Origin of the sequence: Companilactobacillus halodurans, assembly GCF_009600985.1 — a bacterium.
Classification (GTDB): domain Bacteria; phylum Bacillota; class Bacilli; order Lactobacillales; family Lactobacillaceae; genus Companilactobacillus; species Companilactobacillus halodurans.
On the sequence record NZ_VDFP01000003.1, the window covers coordinates 65024 to 90642 of the forward strand.

A 25619-nucleotide genomic window follows, 5' to 3' on the forward strand; every position below is an offset into this window, starting at 1 on the left:
TAGATTTAATTCTAATACTATGCTTTGCTGCGGTCATTTTTTTCGAAATCATATCCAGCATAATTAAAAAAGGGGTGTCATTATGCAATTTATTATTGATAAATTGGAGAAACATCAAAAGTTCTTTGATAAGATTTCAAAGAATATTTATTTGATGGCAATCAAGGATGGATTCTTGGCAGCAATGCCTATCATCTTGTTCTCAAGTATTTTCATTCTTTTAACATCTGTTCCTCCATTGTTTGGAGTCAATTTGCCTACTGGCTTAAACGATTGGTTCAACAAGATTTATAACTACACAATGGGATTTGTTGGCTTTTATGTTGCGGGGACAACAGCTAAAGCCTTCACAGGTTCTATTAACCAGCGTATCAAAGGTAGTAGATTTATTAACGGAACATCTACTATGATGGCTTCAATGTGTGGTTTCATGCTATTAGCCATTGGTACAACAAAGAGTGGCGCTTATATCGGCGACTACTTTGGTACAAAAGGTATTCTATCAGCCTTTGTTTCAGCTTTTGCAACCGTTCTTATTTACAAGTTCTGTGTTGAAAAAGATATTACTATCAAGATGCCTAAAGAAGTTCCTGGTGCTATTTCACAAAACTTCCGTGATGTCTTCCCATTCTCATTTTCAATCATTGCAATGGGTATTATTGATGTCTTAATCCGTGCATGGCTACACGTTCCATTCAGTGCCATGATTGCTACTTTGATTGCACCATTGTTCAAAGGTGCTGAAAGTTACTTCGGTATGGCTATCATTTGGTTCCTTATTCCTTTTTTCTGGTTCATGGGTATTCACGGACCATCAGTTGTAAAACCTGCTATCACCGCAGCACTTTATGGCAATACAACTGCTAACTTAGCTTTGTTCAAGAATGGTCAGTTCCCATTCCACTCACTAACAGAAAACTTTGGTAACTTCGTTGGTGAACTTGGTGGTACTGGTGCTACATTCGTTGTTCCATTTATTTTCATGTTCTTAATGAAATCAAAGCAATTGAAGGCTATCGGTAAAGCATCATTCATTCCTGTAATGTTTGCCGTTAACGAACCTCTATTGTTCGGTGCTCCAATTATCTTGAATCCTTACTTCTTTATTCCATTCGTTCTCTCACCAGTTGTGAACGTTGTTATTGGTAAATTATTTATTGATTTATTCAATATGAGAGGGTTCATGTACGTTCTATCGTGGGCATTGCCAGGGCCAATCGGTGCGTTCTTGGATACTAACTTCCAACCAATATCATTAGTTTTGATGGTTCTATTGCTTGCTCTTGATACATTGATTTACCTACCATTCTGTAAGGCTTACGATGCTTCATTAGTTAAAAAAGAAGCTGCTGTTGATGCTGCAGACGAAGCAGACGGCGTTGCTACTGCCGGAGTCGATGCAGGATCTGCAGAAGTTGCTACAGAATCAAACGATGCAACTGCTACAGCAACAACTGAAGAAACAGAAACAAAAGCTTCACCAGAAGATAAAAAATTAGATAAACAAGTTAAAGTCTTAGTACTCTGTGCCGGTGGCGGTACAAGTGAACAATTAGCCAACGCCTTGACAGAAGGTGCTGAGAAGTACGATGAACCAATCATTGCTAGTGCTGGTGCTTATGGTTCTCACCATGATATTTTGCCAAATTATGATTTAGTTGTCTTAGCTCCACAAGTTAGAACATATTACGATGATCTAAAAGCTGATACCGATCGTTTAGGTATTCAATTAGTTGCTACAAAAGGTCAACAATACATTGCCTTAACACGTGATTCAAAGAAAGCCTTGGACTTCGTTATGGAAAATTTGAATAAGAAAGATGACGATGATAAAGACGACAAGACGGATACTAAGTAATTAGTAATCTGGTTTAAATTAAAGAACGGTCAATTTGTATTCTGAATTGACCGTTCTTTTTTTAAATTTTAGCAAAAGCTTGTTTCAAATCATTTAATAAATCAGATTCATCTTCCAAACCGACCGACAAACGAATCAATTCATCTTTGATACCATTTTTCAAACGGATTTCTCGAGGGATGGATGAGTGCGTCATAACGGCAGGAACTTCAATCAAACTTTCAATACCACCCAGACTTTCAGCAAGGTCGATCAAGTTGAGACTTTCGACAAAGCGCTTCGCATCTAAGCCAGCTTGTAATTCAAAAGAAATCATAGCGCCGAAACCTGACATTTGTTTCTTAGCAATTTCATAACCAGTCGAATCAGGATTTCCTGGATAGTAAATCTTAGCAACCTTATCGTTATTAGCTAAATAATCGTAAACAGCTTGAGCATTCTCTTGGTGGACCCGCATTCTAACACCCAAGGTTTTAATACCACGCATCAAAAGCCAACTATCATCTGGTCCTAAGACGCTGCCGATAGAATTTTGTAAAAAGGCTAGTTCGTCAGCAATTTCATCGTCATTAGTAACTGCAAGACCAGCCACGACGTCGCTATGACCACCTAAATATTTAGTGGCACTGTGAACTACGATATCAACGCCTAAAGTTAAAGGATTTTGATTATAAGGAGTGGCAAAGGTATTGTCGACGATAGTCTTTAAATTATTATCTTTTGCAATGTCAGCGATAGCCTTGATATCAGTAATCTTTAAGAGTGGGTTAGTGGGAGTTTCAAAATAAATAGCTTTGGTATTTTCTTGAATGGCATTTTTAACAGCCGTTAAATCTCTAGTATCAACGACCGTGAATTCTAGTCCAAAACGTTTGAGAACTTTATTGACGAGTCGAAAAGTTCCGCCATAAACGTCATTGCCGATGATAATGTGATCGCCATTTGAAAATAGTGAGAAAACAGCATGAATTGCTGCTGAACCGGAAGCAAAAGCAAAGCCTCTTTTACCATCTTCGATATCAGCAATCAAACTCTCCAAAGCATTCCGTGTTGGGTTGCCAGTTCGAGCGTATTCCCATTTAGGTTCAGCTCCTAATTTATGCTGATGAAAAGTCGATGAACGATAGATGGGTATTGAAACTGCACCAGTTTCTTGGTCTTCACTAATGCCACCATGAATTAATTTTGTATTGAATTTCATAATAATCTCTCCTTTAATTTTTGCGTAAAAAAAGGGTGCAAATCAAATTTGATTTGCACCCTACGCGTGATATACCAGTAGTCTAGCTTGATTTTAGATACTCAAACTGACGGCACGCATAGAATGCGAACCGCAACAACATGAAGCTGTTTGAGTATTGAATAAAATCATGGCTGTTACCTCGTAGTAATTTATGTGTTGAGAATAGATTAAAAAAATTGTTTTGTCAAATGTAATTTTATTAATTAAGCATTTGGTTATAACTAGTAACCTTATTTACACCGTTATCGCGAGTCATCATTGTTAAACTGGAGTTTCTTGGACTAACCGTTACGTCAAAATCGCCATCGTTATAACGGTCAGTGATTGAACGAATCGTAGTTCCATGTGAAACTAATAGGATTTTGTCGCCATCTTTAGCAACTTCATCCATCTTTTCGAAGCCACGATTGACACGAGTCCAATATTCCTCAGCATTTTCAGCATCATGGAATGGATCAGCCTCTTTCATGAAGTCTTTGGTTGCATCTAAGGCATATTTATCAATAATTTCACTGAAGGTATCGGCGCCGTGTGGTTGTCCAACCATAAACCAGGCTTCAGGAGAATTCATGCCTTCATAGTAGCCATAAAATTCTTCACGGAATTCCATCATCTTTTGAGGCGTGATTTTATCATGATTAATATTTTGATCGACAATCAATTTGCAAGTATCGATGGCACGTCTAGCATCAGATGAAAAAGCGGCCGCAAAGTCAACGTCTTTTAAAGCATTAGCAGCTTGTTTAGCTACTTCTATGCCATCTGGAGCTAGTGGAGTATCCGACCATCCTTGCATTTTATTGTAACGATTGAACCAAGTACGTCCATGACGAACTAAGTAGATTTGGTATTTTGCCATTTGAAACTAGTTCCTCCCTCAATATGTCTAATCTGATTTTACTACATTAGATTAATGATTGATTGTATTTTGTAATCTTATTATTGTCACCATCACGTTCAAGTAAAGTCAGACTAGCATTAGCAGGAATATCATCTAATTTAATATCGTCAGTTTTATATCTAACTGCTAGTCCTAAAATGGTAATACTGTGAGTTACTAATAAAATTTTATCGCCATCGTGGGCAATTTGATCGATTTTTTTGAAACCACGTTCGATTCGACCCCAATATTCTTCAGCATTTTCAGCATCGTGAAGTGGGTCAGCTTCTTTAACGAAGTCCATAGTGGCATCGAAACCATATTTTTGGACGATTTCGGCAAAGTTTTTAGCGTGATGTGGTTTACCGATTGAAAACCATGATTCAGCAATACTTTTACCCTCGTAAAATCCATAAAATTGTTCTCTAAATTCAGCTAATTCGTAAGGAGTTAGCTGATTTCTATTTCTTCTAGTAATAATTCGACATGTGTCAACTGCACGTTTCATATCTGAAGTCATAGCAGCTGCAAAATTAACGTTCTTCAAAGATTCGGCAGCTTTTTGAGCTACAGCTACGCCGTCATCTGTTAGAGGAGTATCGGACCAACCTTGCATTTTTTCATATTCGTTGTACCAAGTTCTACCGTGTCTCACTAAATAAATTTGATATGACATAAAATTCGCCTCCTAGTATGACAATACTACTATAGTTAAGTCTTATTTTTAGTTATTTTGCTTATAATTGTGTAAAGTTAAGGTAGTCAAAGGATTGGGAGGTATTAATTTTTATGAAAATAGCAGTTATTGGTGCTAATGGTAAAGAAGGTTCTCTAATCGTCAAAGAGGCTGTTGCAAGAGGCTTAGATGTAACATCAATCGTTCGGGCAGCTAAGAAATCACCGACAGATAAATATTTAGTCAGAGATGTTTATGATTTGAAAGCTGAAGATGTAAAAGACTTCGATGTTTTGGTCGATGCCTTAGGTTTCTTTGGACCAAACGTCAAAGAATACGTGCCCGCAACCAAGCATTTGATTGAAATTTTAAATGGCTCTGAAACTAGACTATTAGTTGTTGGTGGAGCCGGTTCATTGTACGTCGACAAGGATCATAAACAAAAAGTCTACGAACAAGCAGGTTTCCCAGACGCAGTTAAACCATTGAGCGAAGAAATGGGTAAGTCATTGGACGAATTGCGTGACAGCAATATCAATTGGACCTTCATCAGTCCGGCAGCAACCTTTGAAGCTAAGGGTGAAAAAACTGGTGAGTACGTTTTAGCAGGCGAGGAATTGACTTATGACAAAGATGGCAAGAGCGTCATCAGTTATGCCGACTTTGCTCTAGCAATGGTTGATGAAATCGTCAATGCAAAACATCAAAAAGAGCGCATCAGCGTTAGATGGTAGGTAATTAGATGAAGATTTTACTAACATATACAAGCATGACTGGGCGAAATGAAAAAATTGCTAAGTATTTAGACCAGTATTTACGCGACCATGGTGCAGAAGTGACTTTGCAGCAAATCGTCGATACGGATGCTTTTGAATTAGAGGATTACGATGCCGTTATTGTGGAGACATATACATATAACGATGGCGAAGTTCCAGATGAGGCGAAGGACTTTTATGATGATTTAGCAGACGTCGATTTAGAGAAGACTAAATTTGCTGTTTTAGGTTCTAGTTCTAAAGAGCATCTTCACTTTGGTCGAGCAGTCGATTACTTTACGATGCAATTGAATTCCAGCAACGGAGAACAAGTTGCTGACTCAGTTAAAATCAACCAAGATCCAGATGAGGCTGACTTCAAGAGAGTTGATATGTTAGCTGATAATGTTTTGAAAAGTTTAAAATAGTTTGTAATAAATAATAGTTGCAATAATCGTCAATGATTTTTGCAGCTATTTTTTTATATTTCTGAACATGTGTCTTAAATTAATCAAATTTACCTTGATTATGGCAATTATCCCCGATAAGATTTAATTGTATATATAAATAAGGGGGTCGTGGGGATGACTGTTTTAATCGGATTAATAGCCTTTTTTGCAATGATTTATTTTGCCATTAAGCTGATTAATCAACATAAAGTACGTAATAAAACTCGTACCGGTAAAGCAATTAAGAAAAAATATCGAATTGGTTTATTTAGTAGTTTGATAATTTTGATAGTTGCCTTTGCCAGCGGTGGGGGAACAACTGAAGAAAAGGTATCGCATCAGGATCAAAAAAATGAGCCTAGAACTTCAGTTGTTGCAACGAAAACAAAATACGTCGGTAAGAGTAAGTATAAAATCGTTAAAAAAGAACACGTTGCTTTAGTAGCTCAAAAAAATAAACTAAAAGAACAAGAAGATAGTTTACAAGAGCAAAGAGACCAAATAGAAGATAAAGAAAAACAAGAACAAGAAGAACAGCAACAACAACAAGAACAGGCCCAAAAACAGCAAGAGGAGCAACAAAAACAAGCCCAACAACAGGCTCAACAGCAACAAGAAAAGCAAAACCAACAACAAGAAACTCAGCAACGTGGTGATATGACTACCAGTCAATCTGGAAAAATCGTTGGTAATTCTAATTCGCACATCTATCACGTACCTGGTCAAAGAGGCTACAAGATGAATTCATCCAATGCCGTTTATTTCGATAATGAGCAGGATGCTATCAATGCTGGTTACAGAAAGGCGAAGGTCTGATGAAAAAATTAATTAAATTGTTGATGGTTTTTGCATTGCTGCCTTCACTGACAGCTTGTGCCAACCAAAGCCAAGCCGCTAGTACTACTGATAGTAAGGTAGAAGTTGTAAAAAACTATTCTTATCAAAAGAAAACTAAAAAATTAGTTACTAAAAATAAGAAATTAAAAAAATCTATTACCAAATTGCAGCAAGAAATAGCTGACGATCAGAAGTTTATTGACGAGCACAACAATAAACCAGTCCAGAATTCTGCTAACACTAAATTAGCCGATATGAACTATAACGGAACGCAAGAAATTATCGTTAATAACAATCAGCCTAATTTTTCTCAAACTGATTTGAACACTAATAATGGTGCTTGGCAAAAATATGGCGATTTGGATAATCTTAATCGTGTCACGTCCGCAAATGCTTTGTTAAACGTTTCTTTGATGCCATCAGCCAAACGTGAGGCGTTGCATTGGAATCCAACCGGTTGGCATAATAAACGAATCAGCGGGGGATGGCTCTATAACAGAAGCCATTTGATTGGCTATCAATTGACGGGTCAAAATAATAATCCTAAAAACTTGATGACAGGAACTCGTTCATTGAATAGTCCGGAAATGTTAGCTCATGAAATGGATATTGCTTATTATTTGAAGAAAAGTAGTTCCCATTACATCAGATATCGTGTCACGCCAGTCTTTAGAGGAAATGAATTGTTGCCTCGCGGCGTGCAAATGGAAGCTCAATCAATCGGTGATAATTCGGTTCGCTTTAACGTCTATATTTTCAATGTTCAATCAGGCGTTACTTTAAATTACGCAGATGGAATTAGTCAAATTGGATAAAAATTAAAAAATGGACTCAGTAATCTTTTTTTGATTACTGAATCCATTTTGATATATTTCAATGCAGGCTCTCTCTTATTGTTACTTATTAAATGCTATAAAATATTTATGTTAAGTATTTTTACTAAAAAATACTCTATTAAAATTAAAGGAAAAATAGAATAAGCAAGATTCTAATAGGTGGGATAAGAGGGCTGTAACTTAAATTTGATAAAATTGTTATCATAAAGTAGTCATAAGTAAATAGAATGACATAGTTCTAAAACAGCGCTATCAAGCAGGTAAATTGTACTCAAGGTTCATAAGTAAATAAAATGACATAGTTCTAAAACAGTTAATCCGCTTATCTCTTCAAATCTAAGGGTTCATAAGTAAATAAAATGACATAGTTCTAAAACATGTTTTAACGTTCCAGAATTTTCTTGTTAGGTTCATAAGTAAATAAAATGACATAGTTCTAAAACTAACTTAACTTGTTTTCTGCATTTTGTTCAGGTTCATAAGTAAATAAAATGACATAGTTCTAAAACGCAGTTTTGTACCAGTCATCGAACACTGAAGGTTCATAAGTAAATAAAATGACATAGTTCTAAAACAAAGATGGATTAGTGAGATACCACAATTCGGGTTCATAAGTAAATAAAATGACATAGTTCTAAAACGTCTTCCTCTTCTTGCTTGCAAGAGTTCTAGGTTCATAAGTAAATAAAATGACATAGTTCTAAAACCGTTGTTTTCTAACCAAATTCTAATAATTGGCTTGTCACTATCATAATTAGAAATAATTTTTAAAGATATAAGTCTTAAATCAAAAGCCTCCACGTGATTTTATGTTCTATTTAGATTTATCATTTATCAGTAAACATCTGTAATGTTGAAAAGAAAAGATTATTATCTATGAAATCGAAATAAAGCACAATTCCACCGTTAATTTATCATATCCATCTTATCTTTTGATAATATCTATATTTTTTATTATTTACTATATCTAATATATCGTCAAGGTTTAATAGCAAATAGTATGGTTGCATAATAAGATCCATTTAAAAATTTAAATAATCAAGGTATTAGCTTTATAAGACGATTGGATTAAATAGTTCACTAGTTCATAGAATTTCTTCTAAAATATTGATATAAATATGGAAATGAGATACACTGTATTCGTTCACAAGTAAATAAAATGACATAGTTAAATTAAAATAACCATTAATGTTAAATAGCCATTGTGCCGCTCCTGCGTAGGAGCTTTTTTTTTGCCCTTTTTATCAGTCAATATGAAATCTTGTTTCATATAATCCAGTTACTGATTGATAAATTAAATCAGTATTGCCTAACTCCAAACCGTTATTTCTTCTTTTTCTGCCAAATTCCTTTTTTTTGATTCCATTAAAAGAGAGATATATTTTTGTAGAATTGACACTTAAAAATTTTAGTAGTTGCTGTAAAGTATCAACTTTTTCTGATGTAGAAGATTGTACAAAATTGTCAATGTTATCATTTAAGAATTCATACTCTTTTGTGTAATAGGGATATAATTTCTTCATTTTTATAGTGAGTTCCTTAAATATGTCAGTTAGAATATTTTTATTGTAAAAAGCTAAAATCAAATCAAAATCTGTATCCTCTGTTTCAAGTAACTTCAAAAGAGCTGAATGTTCAGGGGAAATAAATAATTGACGACCATTAATTATTTCTTCACCCGACTTTAGTTCCAAGTAACCATTTTTATTACTATACGTTAATTGTCCTATAGGTACTTTATCTCTAATGATTTTTATGGATTCCTTATGTTTAATATTTTTTTCTAACCAATTTTGTAAGTTTTCTTTTTTACTAAGAGATTTCATTAATCTAATAGGTATTGAAATTGATTTTGTCTTTTTATTGTCAATATTTACAATTGCAATATAAGAAGTTTTTTCTTCAGTAAATCCTCCATAAATTTTAGGATTTAAATTCTTTTTTTGAGGAATAAGGTTTTTATATTTGGATTTTGGGGAATATATTGTTTCTTTGTAAAATTGACCGGTTTTAATTTCTGTCTTTCTAGTAATATTGTATTGATGGTAATTAAATATTTTTAAGATTTTATCAAGGAATGTCTTATTCCAAATGGTTTTTCCAGTATTTTTGTCATATTGTGTAGTTCCATTGACTAATGGAGAGATTATAAAACCATTTTTTTTGTTGTCAGGTATTTTTTTCTCTTTAGAGTATAAATGTTGTACTTGGCCGTAAAATTTATTATATTCTCCATTAAGTAGTAGCATTTCATCTGTAGGAAATTTCTTTAATTGATATGTGCCTAAAAAACTCGCTAAATAAGCATCTTGAGCATGATGAAAGTCATTGACATTACGATTTTTTACTAATTCTGGGTGTTGAAAATGATAAGAGTTATTTTGGTTACTTAGTGCTTTTCTGAAAGAAGTAGAAAGATTAGCTCTAATTTGAATACAAGTAGTCCCTTCATCTTTGTACATGCTATCTAATATGTTCGCAACTCTTTTTACCATTTGAGAGGTTTGTACTAATTGACGATTTATAAATCCTAATTTATCCCTGTCTGTAATCACTCGTCTAGTCAGATTCTTAAATTTTTTCAATCCCATCATGCCATTGTTTAACATGTAAGTCCACCGATCTAGGTTCTTATCTATTATTGATGGATTCAACAATAAATAATCACCCTTACGTTGATTTTCTTTAGCTAATATTAAAGCCTTATTTTCTAAAGAATCATCAGGAATATAAGTTCTTGGTAATATATGGTCTACTTGATACTGAGACAAATTTTCTATATTTAAAGGTTCATCGGAGTACAATGATTTTCCGTTTTGTAAAAAATAGAGCATTAGACGTTCACTTGACAAATTATTTTTATATTTTTTAAAGTCATCTTTAATTTCTTTATCTGGAACTAAATATTGACTTAACTGTGGTTTGAAGTCATCAACCTTATTAGCCATTTTGTTCTGTAATTTTTGAATACGCTTTTTACGAGATGTGGATAATTCAGATTTATCACTTTCCCTTGTAACTTCAATGAAAATATGTTTAGGAGCATGTCCCATAAAAGTTACTATTTCTTGGACTATTTTAATTGCTTGTGTAATACCTCTTTTTAGAGCAGGGGAAGCATGAACATCATCGATCATATCAGAGATACTGGTATTTTCATTTTTGTTTAAATTATAATTCTCAATATAATTTTTGAAATCGTATTTATTATTTTTAATAATGCTATTGAAATTATTGTTTGTTGACCACATTAAATCCAAGATAGAATAATTTGATAGCTGTCGTGATTGAGGCGTATTAGTTTCGGTTTTAATATCAATAAGAGTTTTCCTAGATAAACGCCCCCAACCTTTATAACGCATGTTGGATAGTTGTTTGATTTGATTGTCAGTGTAATCGTAATTGGAATTATGTAGTTTCTCTTTTAATATTTGTTTATCTTCAAAAATTGTTAACCATTCAATAAGCTCTTCAATTTGCTTACTATTTTCTCTGTTTTCTATAAAAGATGATCCGAAAACTTTTTTCATATCTAAATAAGAAGTCAAACTAGAATTAAATTTATCCTTTTGCGATAAACCAATTAATATAGGATTTCTATAATATCCTTGAGCAATTAACCATTTTTTTACTTTATCGACGGTAACTTTTTTATATTTTTTAAATATTTCGTTATAAATACGCTGCTTAATTTTTACAGTTAATCTAGATCCATTTGGATTTGATTTTAGATTTTCTGTTATATGAATATTATTTAATTCATTAAGGGCTTCATATCGTTGATAAATGAAGCTATTCTTTGGTAGAACAGGTTCCCCAATTAAAAATGAATCTGTAACAGTCATACGACGAATAAACTGGTTTGATGATGCTTCTCGATCTACAATTTCGTCGAAATTCCATGGACGTATGTGTCCGTTTGATTTTCGTTCCATCCATGCAAAAGGGCTCTTTTCAGATGATTGGAGGGGTCCTACATAGTAAGGTATGTGAAATTTTAATATTGATAATAATTTATCTTTATTTTCTTTTAGAAAGGGATAATATTGACCTTGATTATCAATAATTTTCTCCATTTCTAATTTATTTAACTGATAAGGTATAACTCCATTTTCTTTATTACGTGGTTTAACTAGATATGTTCCTTCATCTATTTTTTTTTCAGCTTCTTTTGCTAGATTCAAGGGTTCAGCTATTTTGAGAAAATCTTTTATACTAGAATAAAATTTCTTGATATCATAATTTGGTTCTCTGATGTAACTATAATAAGCTTTTCTAGAATCCATTACAGCATCTTTATCTTTAGTAGTATGCCACATATCACGTAATTTACATAAATCAATGTGATGTTTCTCATACTGTTTAACTTTTGCCATACTTAGATAAGATTCGCCACTAAGAATTTCATTTAAAGTGATGCTACTATATATTCTATTAGCGGAATCTAGTAGTGTTAATTGCTCATCATCTAGCAATGATTCTAAACTATCTAATTGTGATTCTACATCTTTACCTTTAAAGCTAAATTTTTCGTCATCTTTAGTTAGGGATGTTTTAAAAATAGAATTTAAATGAGCTGTATTGCCTAAGACTAAAGTAAGAACTTCATTTAGTCTTTTTTTTGAATTTTTATCAAGATTTAAATTATTTAAAATATTATTTGATTTGTCAGATACTTTTCCATGGCTAATTAGAATATTAGTAATATGAGTCCAATCACAATTGTCAGGAAAGGAAATATCATAATTTATTAACTGTTGATTGAATTCAAACAATTCTTTTGTCAAATCATTATTTAGATTTGAAATACTAAACTTTTGATGCTCATAAGTAAAGTTACCTCGGTATTTAAGAATGTTGTGAAGTGCCAAATAAACTAAGCGAATATCAAATTTCTTTTTGTTTAGAATTAATTCTTTTCTCAAGTGGAAAATTGTAGGGTATTCCTTGTAGTAATCTTTGTCTGTATAAGATTTATCAATAAATAAATTATATTTATCTCTCTTTCTATCAGAATCTTTTTTAGAAACCCAAGAATTTTGCAAACGTAACAAAAAAGAGGGATCAATTGTAGCTAATTGTTCACTAAAAACCTCATTAAGCCAATTGATATGGTTCTTTTTTCTTTTATAACGTCGTCTTGTAGAACGATATATTCTAGTCTTTTTTGCTGTGGATGCATTTTTAAATAATCTTGCACCCCAGAGATTTTTCTTTTTTTGATTGATTAAATCGTAGACTTCGCTTGTGGCGGCCCATCCAACTGAATTTGTACCAATATCTATACCAATATTATAAGGTTCTTCTCTTTTTGTCATGATATCCTCCATTTACATTTGTATTTGATACATAAAGAATACAATATATGAGCTAATTAAAGTGATTTAAATCCTAATTTGAGGTCTTTTTTATAAGATACATTTTTTATGTTGAAATAATAACTTTTTTGTATTATGAAAAGCAATTAACAAGTATATATGATGGTTCAAATTCGTAATATGAAGGAATTGCTAGTAAGTTGTTTAGATCTAATTATATTAAGTTATGAGGTTGTTTAGTTGAATCTTCTAGCAGCACTTAAACTGTCACGCTTTTTGCCACTGATGATGTCATTTTCCAATTGTATCTTTTTATTAAGTTTATCGAGTCGAATTTGAGAAGCACTTTTTTGTTCTTGAGCTCTAATATATTGCTTCAACAATAAATCGTGGCGTTTTTGTAAGGCGATAGGGCCAGTTTTTTGACTCAATTCGATATACTCTTTGATTTCTGGAATTGGCGTTCCTAATTCTCTTTGAAATTGGATTCCTTGCAACCAGACAATTGCCTCATCGTCGAAAATCCTTTGTCCTTCGTCATCACGGATAACAGAAGGGACCAGTCCTAAATCTGTGTAATATCTAATCGTAGCGATTGGCAAATCAATTTTTTTACTTACTTCAGAAATTTTTAACATTGTAATCACATTCTTAGTTTGTAAAGGAAAGCTTCATAGGTGATGTTAGCACCTTTTACTTTGCAAACTTAGACGATTTGTCACAGAAAAAAAGCATACCCGCAATGGATATGCTTTTTGAAATTCTAATAAATTAGTCTTTTGAAACTTTTTCTTTCCATGAAGTTGCTGTTTCAGCAAGAACTTTATTAAGGTCTTCGATGTTCTTCTTACCTTGATCGTTCATCCACTTCTTACCAGCTTCTTCACCATCTTTAGCGAATGGTTCAACGGCACCTCTCCATGTAGCACGGCCACAAAGAACACCATTGAATTTAGCATCTGCATCTTTAGCAAGGTGCAATTCGTCTCTAAATGCTTCAGCAGTAACACCGGCACTCAAGAAGATGTATGGCAAGTTTGTTGCATCACTTTGTTCCTTGAAGTACTTAACAGCTTCATCCTTTGTGTAAACAACAGGGTTGTCGCCATTGAATCCTTCAACGTAGTCAAGGTTAATAGGAACTTCAACCTTCAAGACGTCAATGTGATACTTCTCTTTTGAAAATTCTTTCATAGCTTCGATAACTTTGTGAGGCTTTACTTTAGCGTATTCTGCGCTCTTAACATCACCGATTGAGTCATCGTATGTAACTAATTCTACGAACAAAGGAATATCTTCAGCGACACATTCGTCACCGATTCTTTCAACGAAAGCTTCCTTTTGGTCAACGATTGATTTATCTTCGTCAGGGTCAGTGTATAGCAAGAACTTGATTGAGTCTGCTCCAGCTTCCTTGAGACGACGTACAGACCAGATTGGGATCAAATCAGGAATTCTACCTGGTTCAGTAGCATCGTAACCAGTCTTTTCGTATGAAACTAATAGACCTGAGCCATCAGCTCTAACTTTTGAAGCTGGAAGGCCATATTCTGGATCCAATAGAATAGCAGAAGCATAAGGTGTTAGTTCTTTAGAAATCGCTTTCTTGAACTCCACAATATCTTCCTCGTTAGCTGGCTTGTTTGCGGCTGCGGCTAACATTTTCTTCAATGAACCACGTTGGTCAATAGCAAGAGCTGCAATAACTCCGTTCTTGTCAGACATTTTTTCTAGTGCTGCGTACTTTTTTGGTGTTGTCATATACATTCATTCCTCCGAATAATAAATTAAACATTAGTACTTAACTATGTCTACCTTTTCAAAATAATCTTTATACTGTCTAATGTCAATATTTCCAGTCTTTTCTTGTAAAGTATTCAAGAGACCGACTGTCATAGCTCTTTTCATAATATCTTCTGGGCTTTCATCCTTAACTAAACCTGCAGCCAAACCGGCTACGGTAGAGTCACCAGATCCAACAGGGTTAACGGCGTTAATTTTTGGAATATTTATTTTGAAGAAGTCATTTTGGTATTTAACAAAAGCACCCTGTGCCCCTAGTGACACTACGACCCAAGGAATTCCTTGGAAAATTTCTTCGGTTGTCAATTTGTCTTTCAAATCACTCAAGTCAGTAATATCTTTGCCGATTAATTGAGCAATTTCGTCTTGATTAGGTTTAATCATAAATGGTTTAGTTTCATTTTCTAATGCTAGACGTAAAGGTTCATTTGAACTGTCTAAAATGACAGGAACATTATGTTTAGCAGCGAGTTGAACCATTTTAGAATAAACGCCAGTTGAGAGGCCTTGTGACAGGCTTCCCGAGATAGTTACTAATTTAAAGCTGCTTACTTGATCCTCAAAATGTTCAAGAAAAGCATTTTCATCATCTTTTGAAAGGATAGGACCGGCTTCAAGAATTTCCGTTTGGTCGCCATCGTCATGTAAAATAGCGATACAATTTCTTGATTCTTGACTTATTTTCATAAAGGCATGGTCAATATCATTTTCATCGAGTTGATCAGTGATATATTGACCGATCGTGCCACCGATAATACCTGATGCTGTTACTGAAACGTTTAGTTGCTTAAGAACTCTTGTAACGTTTAATCCCTTGCCACCAGCTGTCTTGGAAACATCTTTAACGCGATTCACGGTATCGACGTTTAGGTGTTCTAATGGATAAGAGATATCAACGGAAGGGTTCATGGTGATTGTTAAAACTGAATTACTCATTGTGCGGACCCCCTTGTAAAATTTCAAATGGTCATTAAAGACCACCAAAAATGGGTTAGATGAAACAAAACCTCTCTAAGTTAGTCCGGCTTCAAGCACTGTACTGTTTATTAGTTCAGTGCTTGAAGCTGGGCTAACTTTTTTATTTCATATAGCCCAGATGAGTTACGCAACGATGGTAGCTCATGTTTATTTTTGGTTATTCTATTGTTTTTTTTGGAAATAAACAATACTTGTATGGAAATCAACAATATTTAAATAACCAAAGGTTTTATTTTAATAGTGGAAACGAGTTACACAAGCCAGATTCCTGTGCTTTGCGAAACTTCCCAAACTGCCTGCTACGCAGTCAATTCGTGAAGTTGTGCAAATGCTCGGAATCTAAGCGGGCTTGTTTCACTCTCTAACTAAAACGAGTTACACAAGGGCAACTCTCTACACCTAAGGCTATTTCCCAAATCCCTCGCAAAGTGCGCGAGCAATTCGTGAAATTGTCTTAGGCTCCGAGAGCTGACCGCCCTTGTTTCACTCTCTAATCGTGATAGAATCCTTCGTTCCATAATTTCATTTCGTGGTCATAGAAGTGAGGGTTATCGTGTTGTTCTGGATTGTCTTTGCTTTCAACGGCATCGATTTTTTTAACTAGGTCGTCGTCTTCGCCTAAATATTTAGCGGCTAGGAATGTTTTTACGATTTCTTCTGCTAGGTGTTCACCGACTACGGCACCACCGAAACTGATAACGTTAGCGTTTAGGTGTTCTCTTGCATACTTAGCTGTTGTTGTATCAGCAACTAATGCTGCACGTACTCCTTGGTTCTTGTCGGCAGCTGTTGAAACACCAACACCTGTACCACATAGTACAACTCCGAGATCAGCTTTGCCGTCACGGATTAAGTTAGCTACTCTCAAACCATAAATAGGGTAGTGAGTTCTTGTTGTGTCATATGTACCAACATCAATTACCTTGTGGCCCATGGCCTTTAACATATTTGAAATTTGAATTTTAACGTCTGTAACAATATGGTCGTTTCCTAATGCAATAATCATAAATTAATTCCCTCCTATTAGTATAATTTTTCAAGCATATCCAAACGAATTTGGTGACGTCCACCGGCGTAGTCAACACCTAAGTACTTGTCAACGATTGATTCGGCACGTTTCTTGCCAACGATTCCTGAACCAATGGCAATGGCTTTAGCACCGTTATGTTGTGTTGTCATGTGAGCTGAATTTTCTTCAGTAACATTGGCAGTTACCATTCCATGAATCTTGTTACTTGCCATAGCTGAACCTGTACCGTATTCATCGAACATAATTCCACGATCTGCTTTGCCATCTAGAACAGCGTGTGAAACTTCGACTGATGAATCAACGAAGTCAGCAGCTGGTTGTTCTGAAAGGTCAACGACTTCATAGCCTTTGCCTTCGTTTTCAAGGTAATCCTTGATGTAATTCTTTAATTCCATTCCTGCTTTATCTGAAGCTAATGCAATCTTCATAAAATAATCCCTCCATTATTAATTGGTAATAAGTCTTACATACTGTTGATAGTAATCGATAGTTTCTTTGGAAGCACTCTTGTTAGTAACCAGATAATCTACATCGTCTAGGCTGTAGAAAGTATAGAAGTCATTTCGATTCAACTTGTATTTATCGGCAACGATGTATTTAACCTGAGAATTATTTAAAGCAACGCTTTGAATTCGACCTTCTTCGGTATTGGCTGTCATAATTTGTGAATTTTGAATACCATTTACACCTACGAATGCTTTATCGAATTTTAATCCACCCACAGCATTGCTTGCTAGGGCACCGATTAATGTTCCCGAACGTCCACGGTAGATACCGCCTGCCAAAATTAATTCACAGTTAAGATCTGAATTTTTAAAGCTTTCAAAGACAGGAATACTAATGGTGACAACTCTTAAAGAATTAATATTTTTAATATTTTGAGCAATCAGTTCCAATGTTGTTCCTGGACCAATAAAGATAGTATCGAAATTTTCGATTTCATTTGCTGCTAATTTAGCTAGTTCTTGTTTTTCCTTTATGTGCACTTCACGTTTTTCAACATGGGAGGCTTCCTCAAGTGGGGAAACGCTGATTTTTTGTGCACCACCATGAATCCTGATTAATTTGCCAGATTCTGACAATTCCTCAAGATCACGTCTGATGGTCATATCGGAACAATCTAATAAGCTAGTTAGATCATTTACAGTAACGATGTCGTTTTTATCTAATTCGGATAGTATCTTTAGAAAGCGTTCTTTCTTTAACAAAAGATCACCTCTTTTTTGTTTACTATTGTTCGTTACAAACATAATCTAGCATCTAACTTACAAATTGTCAATCGCTTTAACAACGAAATGTTTATTTTGTTTGATGCTTTTAACTTGCCTGTTTAACAGTCAACATGTTAGTAACGCTACTATATATAGGAAAGGCTATTTAAAACCTTATATTTTTATATTTAGTATTGACTTATTTTATGAGAGCGTTTACCATTGTTCTTGTAAACAAAAACAAACAAACAGGTAGGTGATGGTGTTAATGGGAAATTTGGCTACTGATCAACTATTTAGCGAAAATGAAGTTTATATTTCAAAAGCTTCGACAAGAGAGGATGTCTTTCGCGAAATAGCAGCTTCACTTTTGAAAAAGGATCTTGTAACTAAAGACTTCATTAACAATTTATTGGAACGAGAACAAAACTATCCTACTGGAATAGATATGTCAGTTGTATCGCCAAAGATACCGAATATTGCCATTCCACATACGGAGAGCGAATTCGTTAAAGTTCGTATGATTGTTCCTATTAAATTGGAAAACGAAATTCCTTTTCACAATATGATTGATCCATCAAAGGAATTTAACGTGAAGTTTTTATTCATGATTCTGAACAATGATCCTGAGGGCCAATCAAACATTTTGGCACAGATCATGGACTTCATGGCTCGTACTTCTGAAAACGAGCTTGTACCATTCTTTAAGAGCGACGATCCAAAAGAGATTTATTCTTTCTTGAATCGCAAATTTATTAAATATGCTAAAAGCAATGAATAAGGAGAGTGTTGATTATGTTTAAAATTTTAGCTGCTTGTGGTGCCGGAGTTAATTCAAGTCACCAAATCAAGGATGCTTTGGAAACAGAAATGAGCAATCGTGGTTACGATGTACAATGTGATGCCGTTATGATCAAAGATATTACCGAGGATATGTTGGATGATTATGATCTATTCACACCAATCGCTGCCACTGATTTAGGATTCACACCTAAGATTCCAGTTATTGATGCTGGTCCTATCCTATATAGAATGCCTGCTATGGCAAAGCCTGTTTATGACCAAGTAGAACAAGCTATTAAGGACAGTGGCAAAGCATAGTTTCATAAGACACATCTAGGGGGAAACGGAATATGTCAGGAATAATTGATTTCGCCAATGCGATATTCAAACCTTTAATTGACCTTGGTGCCGCACCAATGATGTTAATCGTTTTGACAATTATCGCTTTGATTTTTAGAGTTAAGTTCTCCAAGGCTTTGGAAGGTGGTATTAAATTAGCCATCGCTCTTACAGCCATCAGTGCCGTTATTGGATTGTTGACAACAGCATTCCAAGACGCATTGAACGCCTTCGTTAAGTCAACTGGTATTCAACTATCAGTTACTGACTTAGGTTGGGCCCCACTTGCTACTATTACTTGGGGTTCTCCATATACATTGTTCTTCTTACTTGTATTAGTTATCGTTAATATCGTCATGATTCTTTGGAATAAAACCAATACGCTTGATGTTGATATTTTCGATGTTTGGCACTTAGCTTTCGTTGGACTACTTTGCATGTTCTTCGGTGCTAACTTGCTAATTACTACATGTCTTGTTATTTTCATTGGTGTCTTGAAGATTATCAACTCAGATTTAATGAAACCTACTTTTAATGATCTACTTCATGCACCTGCTTCTAATCCAATGACAACAACACACATGAACTACATGATGAACCCAATTATCATGGTCTTTGATAAGATTTTTGATGTTATCTTCCCATGGTTAGATAAATTCGACTTTGATGCTGCCGCATTGAACAAGAAGATTGGATTCTGGGGAAGCAAATTTGCCATTGGTATCTATTTAGGTATCTTTATCGGTTTACTTTCACACCAAGGTGTTAAGGAAATCTTTACACTTTCATTTACAGCTGCATTCTGTTTGGAACTATTCTCTTTGATCGGTTCTTGGTTCATTGCCGCTGTTGAACCATTATCACAAGGTATTACAGACTTTGCTAACAAGAAGTTAAAGGGTCGTACAATGAATGTCGGACTTGACTGGCCATTTATCGCCGGACGTGCTGAAATGTGGGCTGCCGCTAACGTTCTAGCACCTATCATGCTTCTTGAAGCACTTGTATTGCCTGGTAACAAGATCTTGCCTTTAGGTGGTATTATCGCCATGGGTGTTACACCAGCATTGCTAGTTGTTACACGTGGTAAGATTATTCGTATGATCGTTATCGGTGCCATTGAACTACCTATCTTCCTATGGGCCGGTACATTGTCAGCTCCTATGGTTACTGAAACAGCTAAGAAGCTTGGTGCATTCCCTAAGGGATTGTCATCAGGTACAATGATTTCCCACTCAACAATGGAAGGTCCTATCGAAAAATTCTTGGCTTACTTAGTAGGTAACGCTTCAACTGGTGAAATTAAGTTTGTTATCTATGCTGCACTTGCATTAGTTGCATACCTATTGATTTTCATCTGGTACGCAAAGCAAATGAAGAAGAGAAACAAAATTTATGCTGATGAAGCCGCTGCAAAAGCTGCCAAATAGTTTATTAAGAAATAATAATTAAGACTCTCAGGATTAATTATTGAGAGCCTTTTTTATACGTATTTTAATGAAAGCGTTGACAGCAAAGGGCTAAGGTGATTTACTATGAGTGTGGTTGTTATAACAATATAACAAGTTGAGGAAATCCGGATGAACAGTATAATGCCACTATATCAAAGCATGTTGAATGATCTTATTAAACAAATTGAATCAGGAAAATTGCCTAAAGAAAGTAAGCTTCCTTCTGAACAAGAATTAGGGGCAATTTACAACGTTTCAAGAATCACCGTGAGAAGGGCCTTAGCTGAATTAGAGAGTCGAAATTATATCTATAAGAAGCAAGGTCAGGGATCATTTGTTTCATCTAGTGAATCAGAAGGTAGTACAGTCCAATTTTTGAATGTTAAGAAAAAAATTGAACAAATGGGTTCAATTCCAAAATTTGAACTAAGAAAATTTGAATTAAACATCGATGGTTCAGAAAAGAAAATCCGCAAAGAGTTGAATTTAAAGCCTGATGATTATTTTTACGTTATATATCTTATGTACTATGCAGATGATGAACCAGTATTTTTAGATAAAATATATCTGCCATTTTCAGCTTTCCCCATGATACACAAAAGTGAAATTGAGAATAATAATAACCTGATTCCTTTTCTAGTGAAAAAATATCAAAAACGACCTGAATTTGTATCTAAGACTGAGCCAGGAATGATTTTGAAAACTAATCGCAAAATTTTTGATTTAAGCGTTGGCGATCCCTTAGTCAGTATCAAAAGACGTGGCGTTTTTGATGAGAAATTTGTTTATTATAGTCAGTCCACTGTTGTTAGAGATTTAATTATGTTCATAGTTTAGTTTAGAAAGAGGTAATAGAAAATGAGTGAACCAAATATTGTACTAACGAGAATTGATAACAGACTAGTTCATGGACAAGTTGGTGTTGTATGGACTTCTTCAATTGGAGCAAATCTTTTATTAGTTGCTAATGATGATACTGCAAATGATCCTCTTCAACAGGAATTGATGGAGGCAACCGCTGAAAGTTCTGGCGTTGGAATTCGTTTTTGGACAATTGAAAAAACAATAAACAATATTCACCGAGCAAGTGCCCGTCAAAAGATTTTTATTATCGTGCGCACACCAGAAGATGCTCGAAAGTTAATTGAAGGTGGCGTTCCCATAGATAATCTAAATATCGGTAATATGCATTTTTCAGAAGGAAAAAGACAAATTACGAAGCAAGCTTATATGGACGATAAAGATATTAGCGATTTGAAAGTATGTGCTGCTAAAGGTGCTTCCGTTTATGTACAAGAAGTTCCAGAAGATAAAAAACAACCGTTGGAAGAAGTGATTTAAATGCAAGTTACTTTAATGCAAGGTATTATAATCGGAATCTTTGCTATTATTTCTGGGATTGATTTCTGGTGGGAAGGTTTTTACATTTTTAGACCAATGATTGTTTGTACAGTCACAGGGATGATTCTAGGAAATATTACTTTAGGAATCGTTGCTGCTGGTCTAACAGAACTAGCTTTCGCTGGATTAACTCCAGTTGGAGGAACACAGCCGCCTAATCCTATCATGGCTGGAATTATGACAGTCGTACTTGCTTATACGACAGGCAAATCTCCAGCTACAGCTATTGGTTTAGCTTTACCATTTAGTATTTTGATGCAATATATTATTTTATTCTATTACTCAGCATTTTCCGTTTTAACAAAGAAACTCGATACTTATGCAGCACAAGGCGATACTAAGAAATTTACACGTTTAGCATTGCTGCCAACGTGGATTGTTGGATTATCATACGGTATTATCGCATTCCTTTGTGTTTATGGTGCTCAAGCTCCAATGAAAGACTTAGTAAATTCGATGCCAACTTGGTTGAGTCACGGATTTGAAATTGCCGGTAGTATTTTACCTGCTGTTGGTTTTGGTTTACTTCTTAAGAGTATGTTGAAAGCTAGATATGTACCTTATCTTTTGATTGGATTTACTGCAGCATGCTTTATCAAATTTGGAAATTTGATGCCAGTTGCCGTTATCGGTGTTGCCCTTGCTTTGATTGAATATGCAAGAAGTAAGAAAGATGCCGAAAATGATAAGAAATTAAAGGCAATTATGGAAAATTCAAACAACAATGGAGATGACGATGATGGAATCTAAAAAAGTTGAAACTCCAAAAAGAGGAAAATTAACTAAACATGATGTAAAAATGCTTGGTATCAGATCTTTGTTTAATCAATCAGCAATGAACTATGAAAGAATGCAAGCTGATGGTTGGACTTTAGCGATGATTCCAGCATTAAAGAAGATTTATAAAGATGATAAAGAAGGTTTAGCTAAATCTTTAAAATCAAATCTTCAATTTATTAATACTAATAATTATGCCGCTCCTTTGTTGATGGGACTTGAAGCTTCACTTGAAGAAAATGGTGAAAAACGTTCAACGATTGATGGCTTAAGAATTGCGTTATTCGGTCCTCTAGCAGGTATTGGTGATGCCATTACATGGTTTACAATTTTACCAATTGTTGCTGGTATTACAGCATCGTTTGCAAAACAAGGCAGTATTTTAGGACCACTGATTTTCTTCCTCGTATACTTAGCAATGTTCTTTGCTCGTATTCCAATTGCTCAATTAGGTTATACAACTGGTACTAAAGCAATTTCTAAGATTAGAGAAAATTCAGCCATTGTTTCACATGCGGCCAGTGTCCTAGGATGTACGGTTATTGGTGGATTGATTGCTACATATGTTCAGATTACAGTTAAGACAAAAATTCCTGTTTCAGCTGGACACACGATTTCAATTCAAACCCAATTCTTTGATCGAATTTTCCCTAATATTTTGCCACTAGGTTATACATTCTTACTTTATTGGTTATTGAAAAAGAAGAATGTTTCACCAGTTATCCTTATTTTGGCAACATTCATTTTTGCTATCCTATTCTCATGGATGGGGGTCCTATAATGAAATTAGTCGTAACAGGTCACGGCAACTATGCTAGTGGAATCGAATCTACTATCAAATTGCTTGCTGGTGGTTTAAAAAATGTTAGCTTTATCGATTTCACTAGTGATATGGATGAAGATGGACTTTATAAAAAATTTAGCCAAGAAATAAAAGATGACGATGCGGTAGTTTTCATTTGTGATTTACTTGGCGGAACGCCGTTTAAAGATGCAGTGAAATTAAGCGTCGCTAGCGATAAAGATATTAGCGTTACTTGTGGCTGCAATGTCGGTTCTATTATGGAAGTTGGTTTGCAACTTTCAAATTATAAAGATTCTTCAAAAAAATTAGCTGATGAAATTGTTTCAATCAGTAAAAATGGAACAAAGGTTTTTGAACATAAGAAAGTTGAACAGGAACCTGATTCAGATGGGATTTAATTAAATAGTTTTATTATCTTAAAAAGAGGTTGTTGAATAAAGTTCAGCAACCTCTTTTTTGCAACAAATTTTTTCAAAAAAAGGCTAGTGAATTGTCACAACTAAATTCGATAGTGAAATAATCCACAAGCCGTGTTAAAGTTAACTTAAAATTCGTTTCACCTAAGAATATTTCTTTATCTGTAAATAAGTATATTAGTATCATGATATGGATGTCTAACAGTACAATTCTGGAGAGCAATTTCTTAGCCCCCTATTTTTTTGTGGTGTAATTTATGTTTTAATATTAGAGGCGATATTTTAACCATACTTAAGAAATATATTTGGATATAGTAAACTTTAATTAAAAAAGTTGGCCCAAGCAACGGTTATCTAAGATAGCTATTGTATAATAAATTCGAGGAGATGAGGGCATGAGCCGTACACCATATACTTTTCAAGATACAGATGCTTTTAAGAGTACTGAACAATTAATTATTAGAGGACGTTTCTTTGCGACAACGGTTTCTGATAAATTTGATCAATTTGAACCAAAGAAGAGAAATATTCACAAGATTTTAAACATCAAGAACAAATTGCTAGTTCCAGAATTATTAGCAGTTAAACGTGAAAGGATGTCGAAGTCGCTTTTTGCATTCTTTAGGGGAACAGTCGATGTAATGCATTACGATTTATCAAGAAACGAAAACAGTGGAATCAAAGTATTGGTCGGTGGAGATGCCCATCTCGGTAATTTTGGTTTTTATGGATCATCTGAAGGACAATTATTGTTTGATATGAATGATTTTGATGAAGCACATTTAGGTCACTGGGAATATGATTTGAAGCGCCTTTTAGTCAGTGCCTTAATTGTTGCCAGATCACATGGCTTCGAAGAATCTGATGTGCAGGAGTTTTTATTGACAGTCGTAGAGACTTATTTTGATACTCTCAAGCACATGACAAAGATTTCGGAGATGAAACGTTTTATTTTGCCAAACACGCTTCAAAATATTACGGAGATATTTGGTAACTTAAAGGATAACGAAGAATATTTTCAAGAGTCCTTTAATCATATGATTGCTAAAAGCATAAAAAAAGCACAACGTAGCAATTCTAAGTTAGTTATTGAAAAATATACCGAATTAACAGCTTCTGGACAACGTCGTTTCGTTGAAAATAAGCCGGTAACTCAACATATCAGTGAAAAAGATTATAAGAGTGTCGTTGGAGGATACAAAAAGTATAAGAAAGCACAGCGAAGTGATGTTAGATTATTCTTGGAAGACTTTGACATTATCGATATTGTTCGTCACAGCGTTGGGGTTGGTAGCGTCGGAACGCTATGCTACTTGATTTTGTTGCAGGATTTAGATAGTAACTATTTAGTCCTTCAAGCCAAACAAGCATTGCCAATCTACAATGATGACAAATTGTATTCTGATGAGAAGGTCAGTCAGGGTCAAAATATTGTTAACAGTCAATTGATTTTACAAAGTGCCTCCGATCCATTCTTAGGAGCTTTTGATACTGATAAATATAGTTTCTATATGCGCCAATTTAAAGATATGAAATCATCGATTAATCTGGACAAGCTGGATTTTGAATCATTTGAAGATTACACCAAAGTCTGCGTAATTTTACTTGCCAGAGCGCATTCACACTCACCGAACTATCCATTGATCATTGGATTTGGCGAAGAATATGCTGACATCGCAAACTCTTTGATGAATTTCACAAACAGCTATGTAAAACAGGTCGAATATGATTTTGAATCATTTAAAAAAGAACAGAGGGATAAAAGTTAAATTT

24 protein-coding genes and 1 CRISPR repeat array are annotated in these 25619 nt (G+C 34.6%); of the genes, 14 read left to right on the forward strand and 10 right to left on the reverse strand.

What is annotated here, in order from left to right:
* Positions 1–82: 82 nt before the first annotated feature.
* Positions 83–1858 carry a PTS lactose transporter subunit IIBC gene (locus FHL06_RS02555; RefSeq protein ID WP_153384681.1) on the forward strand — a complete coding sequence of 592 codons (1776 nt, stop codon included), beginning with the start codon at positions 83–85 and terminating at the stop codon, positions 1856–1858.
* A gap of 61 nt (positions 1859–1919) precedes the next feature.
* On the opposite strand, the gene FHL06_RS02560 is transcribed toward FHL06_RS02555, so the two are convergent.
* From FHL06_RS02560 to FHL06_RS02570, 3 genes are all read right to left on the reverse strand, one after another.
* The gene (locus FHL06_RS02560) at positions 1920–3059 is read right to left on the reverse strand and encodes a trans-sulfuration enzyme family protein (RefSeq protein ID WP_153384682.1); all 1140 of its coding nucleotides are present in this window, start codon (positions 3057–3059) and stop codon (positions 1920–1922) included.
* Positions 3060–3300: 241 nt separating this feature from the next.
* Positions 3301–3960, reverse strand: a complete 660-nt coding sequence (locus FHL06_RS02565; RefSeq protein ID WP_153384683.1) for a histidine phosphatase family protein — start codon at positions 3958–3960, stop codon at positions 3301–3303.
* Positions 3961–4006: 46 nt separating this feature from the next.
* A complete protein-coding gene (locus FHL06_RS02570) occupies positions 4007–4657 on the reverse strand; it encodes a histidine phosphatase family protein (protein WP_153384684.1) in 651 nt (216 codons plus the stop codon).
* 113 nt (positions 4658–4770) lie between these two features.
* Between FHL06_RS02570 and FHL06_RS02575 the strand changes: the two genes are divergently transcribed.
* The 4 genes from FHL06_RS02575 (at position 4771) to FHL06_RS02590 (ending at position 7513) form a co-directional block, all read left to right on the forward strand.
* Complete coding sequence (locus FHL06_RS02575) at positions 4771–5391, forward strand: NAD(P)-dependent oxidoreductase (protein WP_153384685.1); 621 nt, start codon at positions 4771–4773, stop codon at positions 5389–5391.
* Between the two features lie 8 nt (positions 5392–5399).
* Positions 5400–5840: a flavodoxin domain-containing protein gene (locus FHL06_RS02580; RefSeq protein ID WP_153384686.1), complete on the forward strand. Its 441-nt coding sequence runs from the start codon at positions 5400–5402 to the stop codon at positions 5838–5840.
* Between the two features lie 156 nt (positions 5841–5996).
* Entirely contained in the window at positions 5997–6677 is a 681-nt protein-coding gene (locus FHL06_RS02585; RefSeq protein ID WP_153384687.1) for a sunset domain-containing protein, read from the forward strand.
* Positions 6677–7513: a DNA/RNA non-specific endonuclease gene (locus tag FHL06_RS02590; protein WP_153384688.1), complete on the forward strand. Its 837-nt coding sequence runs from the start codon at positions 6677–6679 to the stop codon at positions 7511–7513. Before FHL06_RS02585 ends, FHL06_RS02590 begins: the two co-directional genes overlap by 1 nt.
* 230 nt (positions 7514–7743) lie before the next feature.
* A CRISPR array of direct repeats spans positions 7744–8241; the repeat unit is 36 nt; unit sequence GGTTCATAAGTAAATAAAATGACATAGTTCTAAAAC.
* A 537-nt stretch (positions 8242–8778) separates the two neighbouring features.
* On the opposite strand, the gene cas9 is transcribed toward FHL06_RS02590, so the two are convergent.
* From cas9 to FHL06_RS02625, 7 genes are all read right to left on the reverse strand, one after another.
* Entirely contained in the window at positions 8779–12852 is a 4074-nt protein-coding gene (cas9, locus tag FHL06_RS02595; protein ID WP_192917937.1) for a type II CRISPR RNA-guided endonuclease Cas9, read from the reverse strand.
* A 236-nt stretch (positions 12853–13088) separates the two neighbouring features.
* Positions 13089–13490 carry a MerR family transcriptional regulator gene (locus tag FHL06_RS02600; RefSeq protein WP_153384690.1) on the reverse strand — a complete coding sequence of 134 codons (402 nt, stop codon included), beginning with the start codon at positions 13488–13490 and terminating at the stop codon, positions 13089–13091.
* 133 nt (positions 13491–13623) lie between these two features.
* Positions 13624–14619, reverse strand: a complete 996-nt coding sequence (gene lacD, locus FHL06_RS02605; protein ID WP_153384691.1) for a tagatose-bisphosphate aldolase — start codon at positions 14617–14619, stop codon at positions 13624–13626.
* A gap of 27 nt (positions 14620–14646) precedes the next feature.
* Entirely contained in the window at positions 14647–15591 is a 945-nt protein-coding gene (locus tag FHL06_RS02610) for a hexose kinase (protein ID WP_153384692.1), read from the reverse strand.
* A gap of 532 nt (positions 15592–16123) precedes the next feature.
* On the reverse strand, positions 16124–16639 hold the full coding sequence (gene lacB, locus FHL06_RS02615) for a galactose-6-phosphate isomerase subunit LacB (protein WP_153384693.1): 516 nt from the start codon (positions 16637–16639) through the stop codon (positions 16124–16126).
* Positions 16640–16656: 17 nt separating this feature from the next.
* Positions 16657–17091, reverse strand: coding sequence for a galactose-6-phosphate isomerase subunit LacA (gene lacA, locus FHL06_RS02620; protein WP_153384694.1), 435 nt, complete (start codon positions 17089–17091; stop codon positions 16657–16659).
* Positions 17092–17109: 18 nt separating this feature from the next.
* Positions 17110–17871 (reverse strand): DeoR/GlpR family DNA-binding transcription regulator, encoded by a 762-nt coding sequence (locus FHL06_RS02625; RefSeq protein ID WP_153384695.1) that lies wholly within the window; start codon positions 17869–17871, stop codon positions 17110–17112.
* A gap of 271 nt (positions 17872–18142) precedes the next feature.
* On the opposite strand from FHL06_RS02625, the gene FHL06_RS02630 reads away from it, so the two are divergent.
* The 9 genes from FHL06_RS02630 to FHL06_RS02670 all read left to right on the forward strand — a co-directional run bounded on the left by FHL06_RS02630 (position 18143) and on the right by FHL06_RS02670 (position 25615).
* Entirely contained in the window at positions 18143–18655 is a 513-nt protein-coding gene (locus tag FHL06_RS02630) for a PTS sugar transporter subunit IIA (protein WP_153384696.1), read from the forward strand.
* A 14-nt stretch (positions 18656–18669) separates the two neighbouring features.
* A complete protein-coding gene (locus FHL06_RS02635; RefSeq protein ID WP_153384697.1) occupies positions 18670–18975 on the forward strand; it encodes a PTS sugar transporter subunit IIB in 306 nt (101 codons plus the stop codon).
* Positions 18976–19007: 32 nt separating this feature from the next.
* Positions 19008–20426, forward strand: coding sequence for a PTS galactitol transporter subunit IIC (locus FHL06_RS02640; RefSeq protein ID WP_153384698.1), 1419 nt, complete (start codon positions 19008–19010; stop codon positions 20424–20426).
* Positions 20427–20576: 150 nt separating this feature from the next.
* Positions 20577–21284: a GntR family transcriptional regulator gene (locus FHL06_RS02645; protein ID WP_153384699.1), complete on the forward strand. Its 708-nt coding sequence runs from the start codon at positions 20577–20579 to the stop codon at positions 21282–21284.
* 21 nt (positions 21285–21305) lie between these two features.
* Positions 21306–21788, forward strand: a complete 483-nt coding sequence (gene agaB / locus FHL06_RS02650; RefSeq protein ID WP_153384700.1) for a PTS galactosamine transporter subunit IIB — start codon at positions 21306–21308, stop codon at positions 21786–21788.
* Complete coding sequence (gene agaC / locus FHL06_RS02655; RefSeq protein WP_153384701.1) at positions 21789–22598, forward strand: PTS galactosamine transporter subunit IIC; 810 nt, start codon at positions 21789–21791, stop codon at positions 22596–22598.
* Positions 22588–23406: a PTS galactosamine transporter subunit IID gene (gene agaD / locus FHL06_RS02660; RefSeq protein WP_153384752.1), complete on the forward strand. Its 819-nt coding sequence runs from the start codon at positions 22588–22590 to the stop codon at positions 23404–23406. The genes agaC and agaD overlap by 11 nt, the downstream gene beginning before the upstream one ends.
* Positions 23406–23828 (forward strand): PTS sugar transporter subunit IIA domain-containing protein, encoded by a 423-nt coding sequence (locus FHL06_RS02665; protein ID WP_153384702.1) that lies wholly within the window; start codon positions 23406–23408, stop codon positions 23826–23828. Before agaD ends, FHL06_RS02665 begins: the two co-directional genes overlap by 1 nt.
* Positions 23829–24241: 413 nt before the next feature.
* Positions 24242–25615 (forward strand): DUF2252 domain-containing protein, encoded by a 1374-nt coding sequence (locus FHL06_RS02670; protein ID WP_153384703.1) that lies wholly within the window; start codon positions 24242–24244, stop codon positions 25613–25615.
* Positions 25616–25619: the final 4 nt, after the last annotated feature.

Coding starts and splice junctions, on each gene's coding strand:
- FHL06_RS02555 (WP_153384681.1), top strand. CDS start 83: ATGCAATTTATTATTGATAAATTGGAGAAACATCAAAAGTTCTTTGAT.
- FHL06_RS02560 (WP_153384682.1), bottom strand. CDS start 3,059: ATGAAATTCAATACAAAATTAATTCATGGTGGCATTAGTGAAGACCAA.
- FHL06_RS02565 (WP_153384683.1), bottom strand. CDS start 3,960: ATGGCAAAATACCAAATCTACTTAGTTCGTCATGGACGTACTTGGTTC.
- FHL06_RS02570 (WP_153384684.1), bottom strand. CDS start 4,657: ATGTCATATCAAATTTATTTAGTGAGACACGGTAGAACTTGGTACAAC.
- FHL06_RS02575 (WP_153384685.1), top strand. CDS start 4,771: ATGAAAATAGCAGTTATTGGTGCTAATGGTAAAGAAGGTTCTCTAATC.
- FHL06_RS02580 (WP_153384686.1), top strand. CDS start 5,400: ATGAAGATTTTACTAACATATACAAGCATGACTGGGCGAAATGAAAAA.
- FHL06_RS02585 (WP_153384687.1), top strand. CDS start 5,997: ATGACTGTTTTAATCGGATTAATAGCCTTTTTTGCAATGATTTATTTT.
- FHL06_RS02590 (WP_153384688.1), top strand. CDS start 6,677: ATGAAAAAATTAATTAAATTGTTGATGGTTTTTGCATTGCTGCCTTCA.
- cas9 (WP_192917937.1), bottom strand. CDS start 12,852: ATGACAAAAAGAGAAGAACCTTATAATATTGGTATAGATATTGGTACA.
- FHL06_RS02600 (WP_153384690.1), bottom strand. CDS start 13,490: ATGTTAAAAATTTCTGAAGTAAGTAAAAAAATTGATTTGCCAATCGCT.
- lacD (WP_153384691.1), bottom strand. CDS start 14,619: ATGTATATGACAACACCAAAAAAGTACGCAGCACTAGAAAAAATGTCT.
- FHL06_RS02610 (WP_153384692.1), bottom strand. CDS start 15,591: ATGAGTAATTCAGTTTTAACAATCACCATGAACCCTTCCGTTGATATC.
- lacB (WP_153384693.1), bottom strand. CDS start 16,639: ATGATTATTGCATTAGGAAACGACCATATTGTTACAGACGTTAAAATT.
- lacA (WP_153384694.1), bottom strand. CDS start 17,091: ATGAAGATTGCATTAGCTTCAGATAAAGCAGGAATGGAATTAAAGAAT.
- FHL06_RS02630 (WP_153384696.1), top strand. CDS start 18,143: ATGGGAAATTTGGCTACTGATCAACTATTTAGCGAAAATGAAGTTTAT.
- FHL06_RS02635 (WP_153384697.1), top strand. CDS start 18,670: ATGTTTAAAATTTTAGCTGCTTGTGGTGCCGGAGTTAATTCAAGTCAC.
- FHL06_RS02640 (WP_153384698.1), top strand. CDS start 19,008: ATGTCAGGAATAATTGATTTCGCCAATGCGATATTCAAACCTTTAATT.
- FHL06_RS02645 (WP_153384699.1), top strand. CDS start 20,577: ATGAACAGTATAATGCCACTATATCAAAGCATGTTGAATGATCTTATT.
- agaB (WP_153384700.1), top strand. CDS start 21,306: ATGAGTGAACCAAATATTGTACTAACGAGAATTGATAACAGACTAGTT.
- agaC (WP_153384701.1), top strand. CDS start 21,789: ATGCAAGTTACTTTAATGCAAGGTATTATAATCGGAATCTTTGCTATT.
- agaD (WP_153384752.1), top strand. CDS start 22,588: ATGGAATCTAAAAAAGTTGAAACTCCAAAAAGAGGAAAATTAACTAAA.
- FHL06_RS02665 (WP_153384702.1), top strand. CDS start 23,406: ATGAAATTAGTCGTAACAGGTCACGGCAACTATGCTAGTGGAATCGAA.
- FHL06_RS02670 (WP_153384703.1), top strand. CDS start 24,242: ATGAGCCGTACACCATATACTTTTCAAGATACAGATGCTTTTAAGAGT.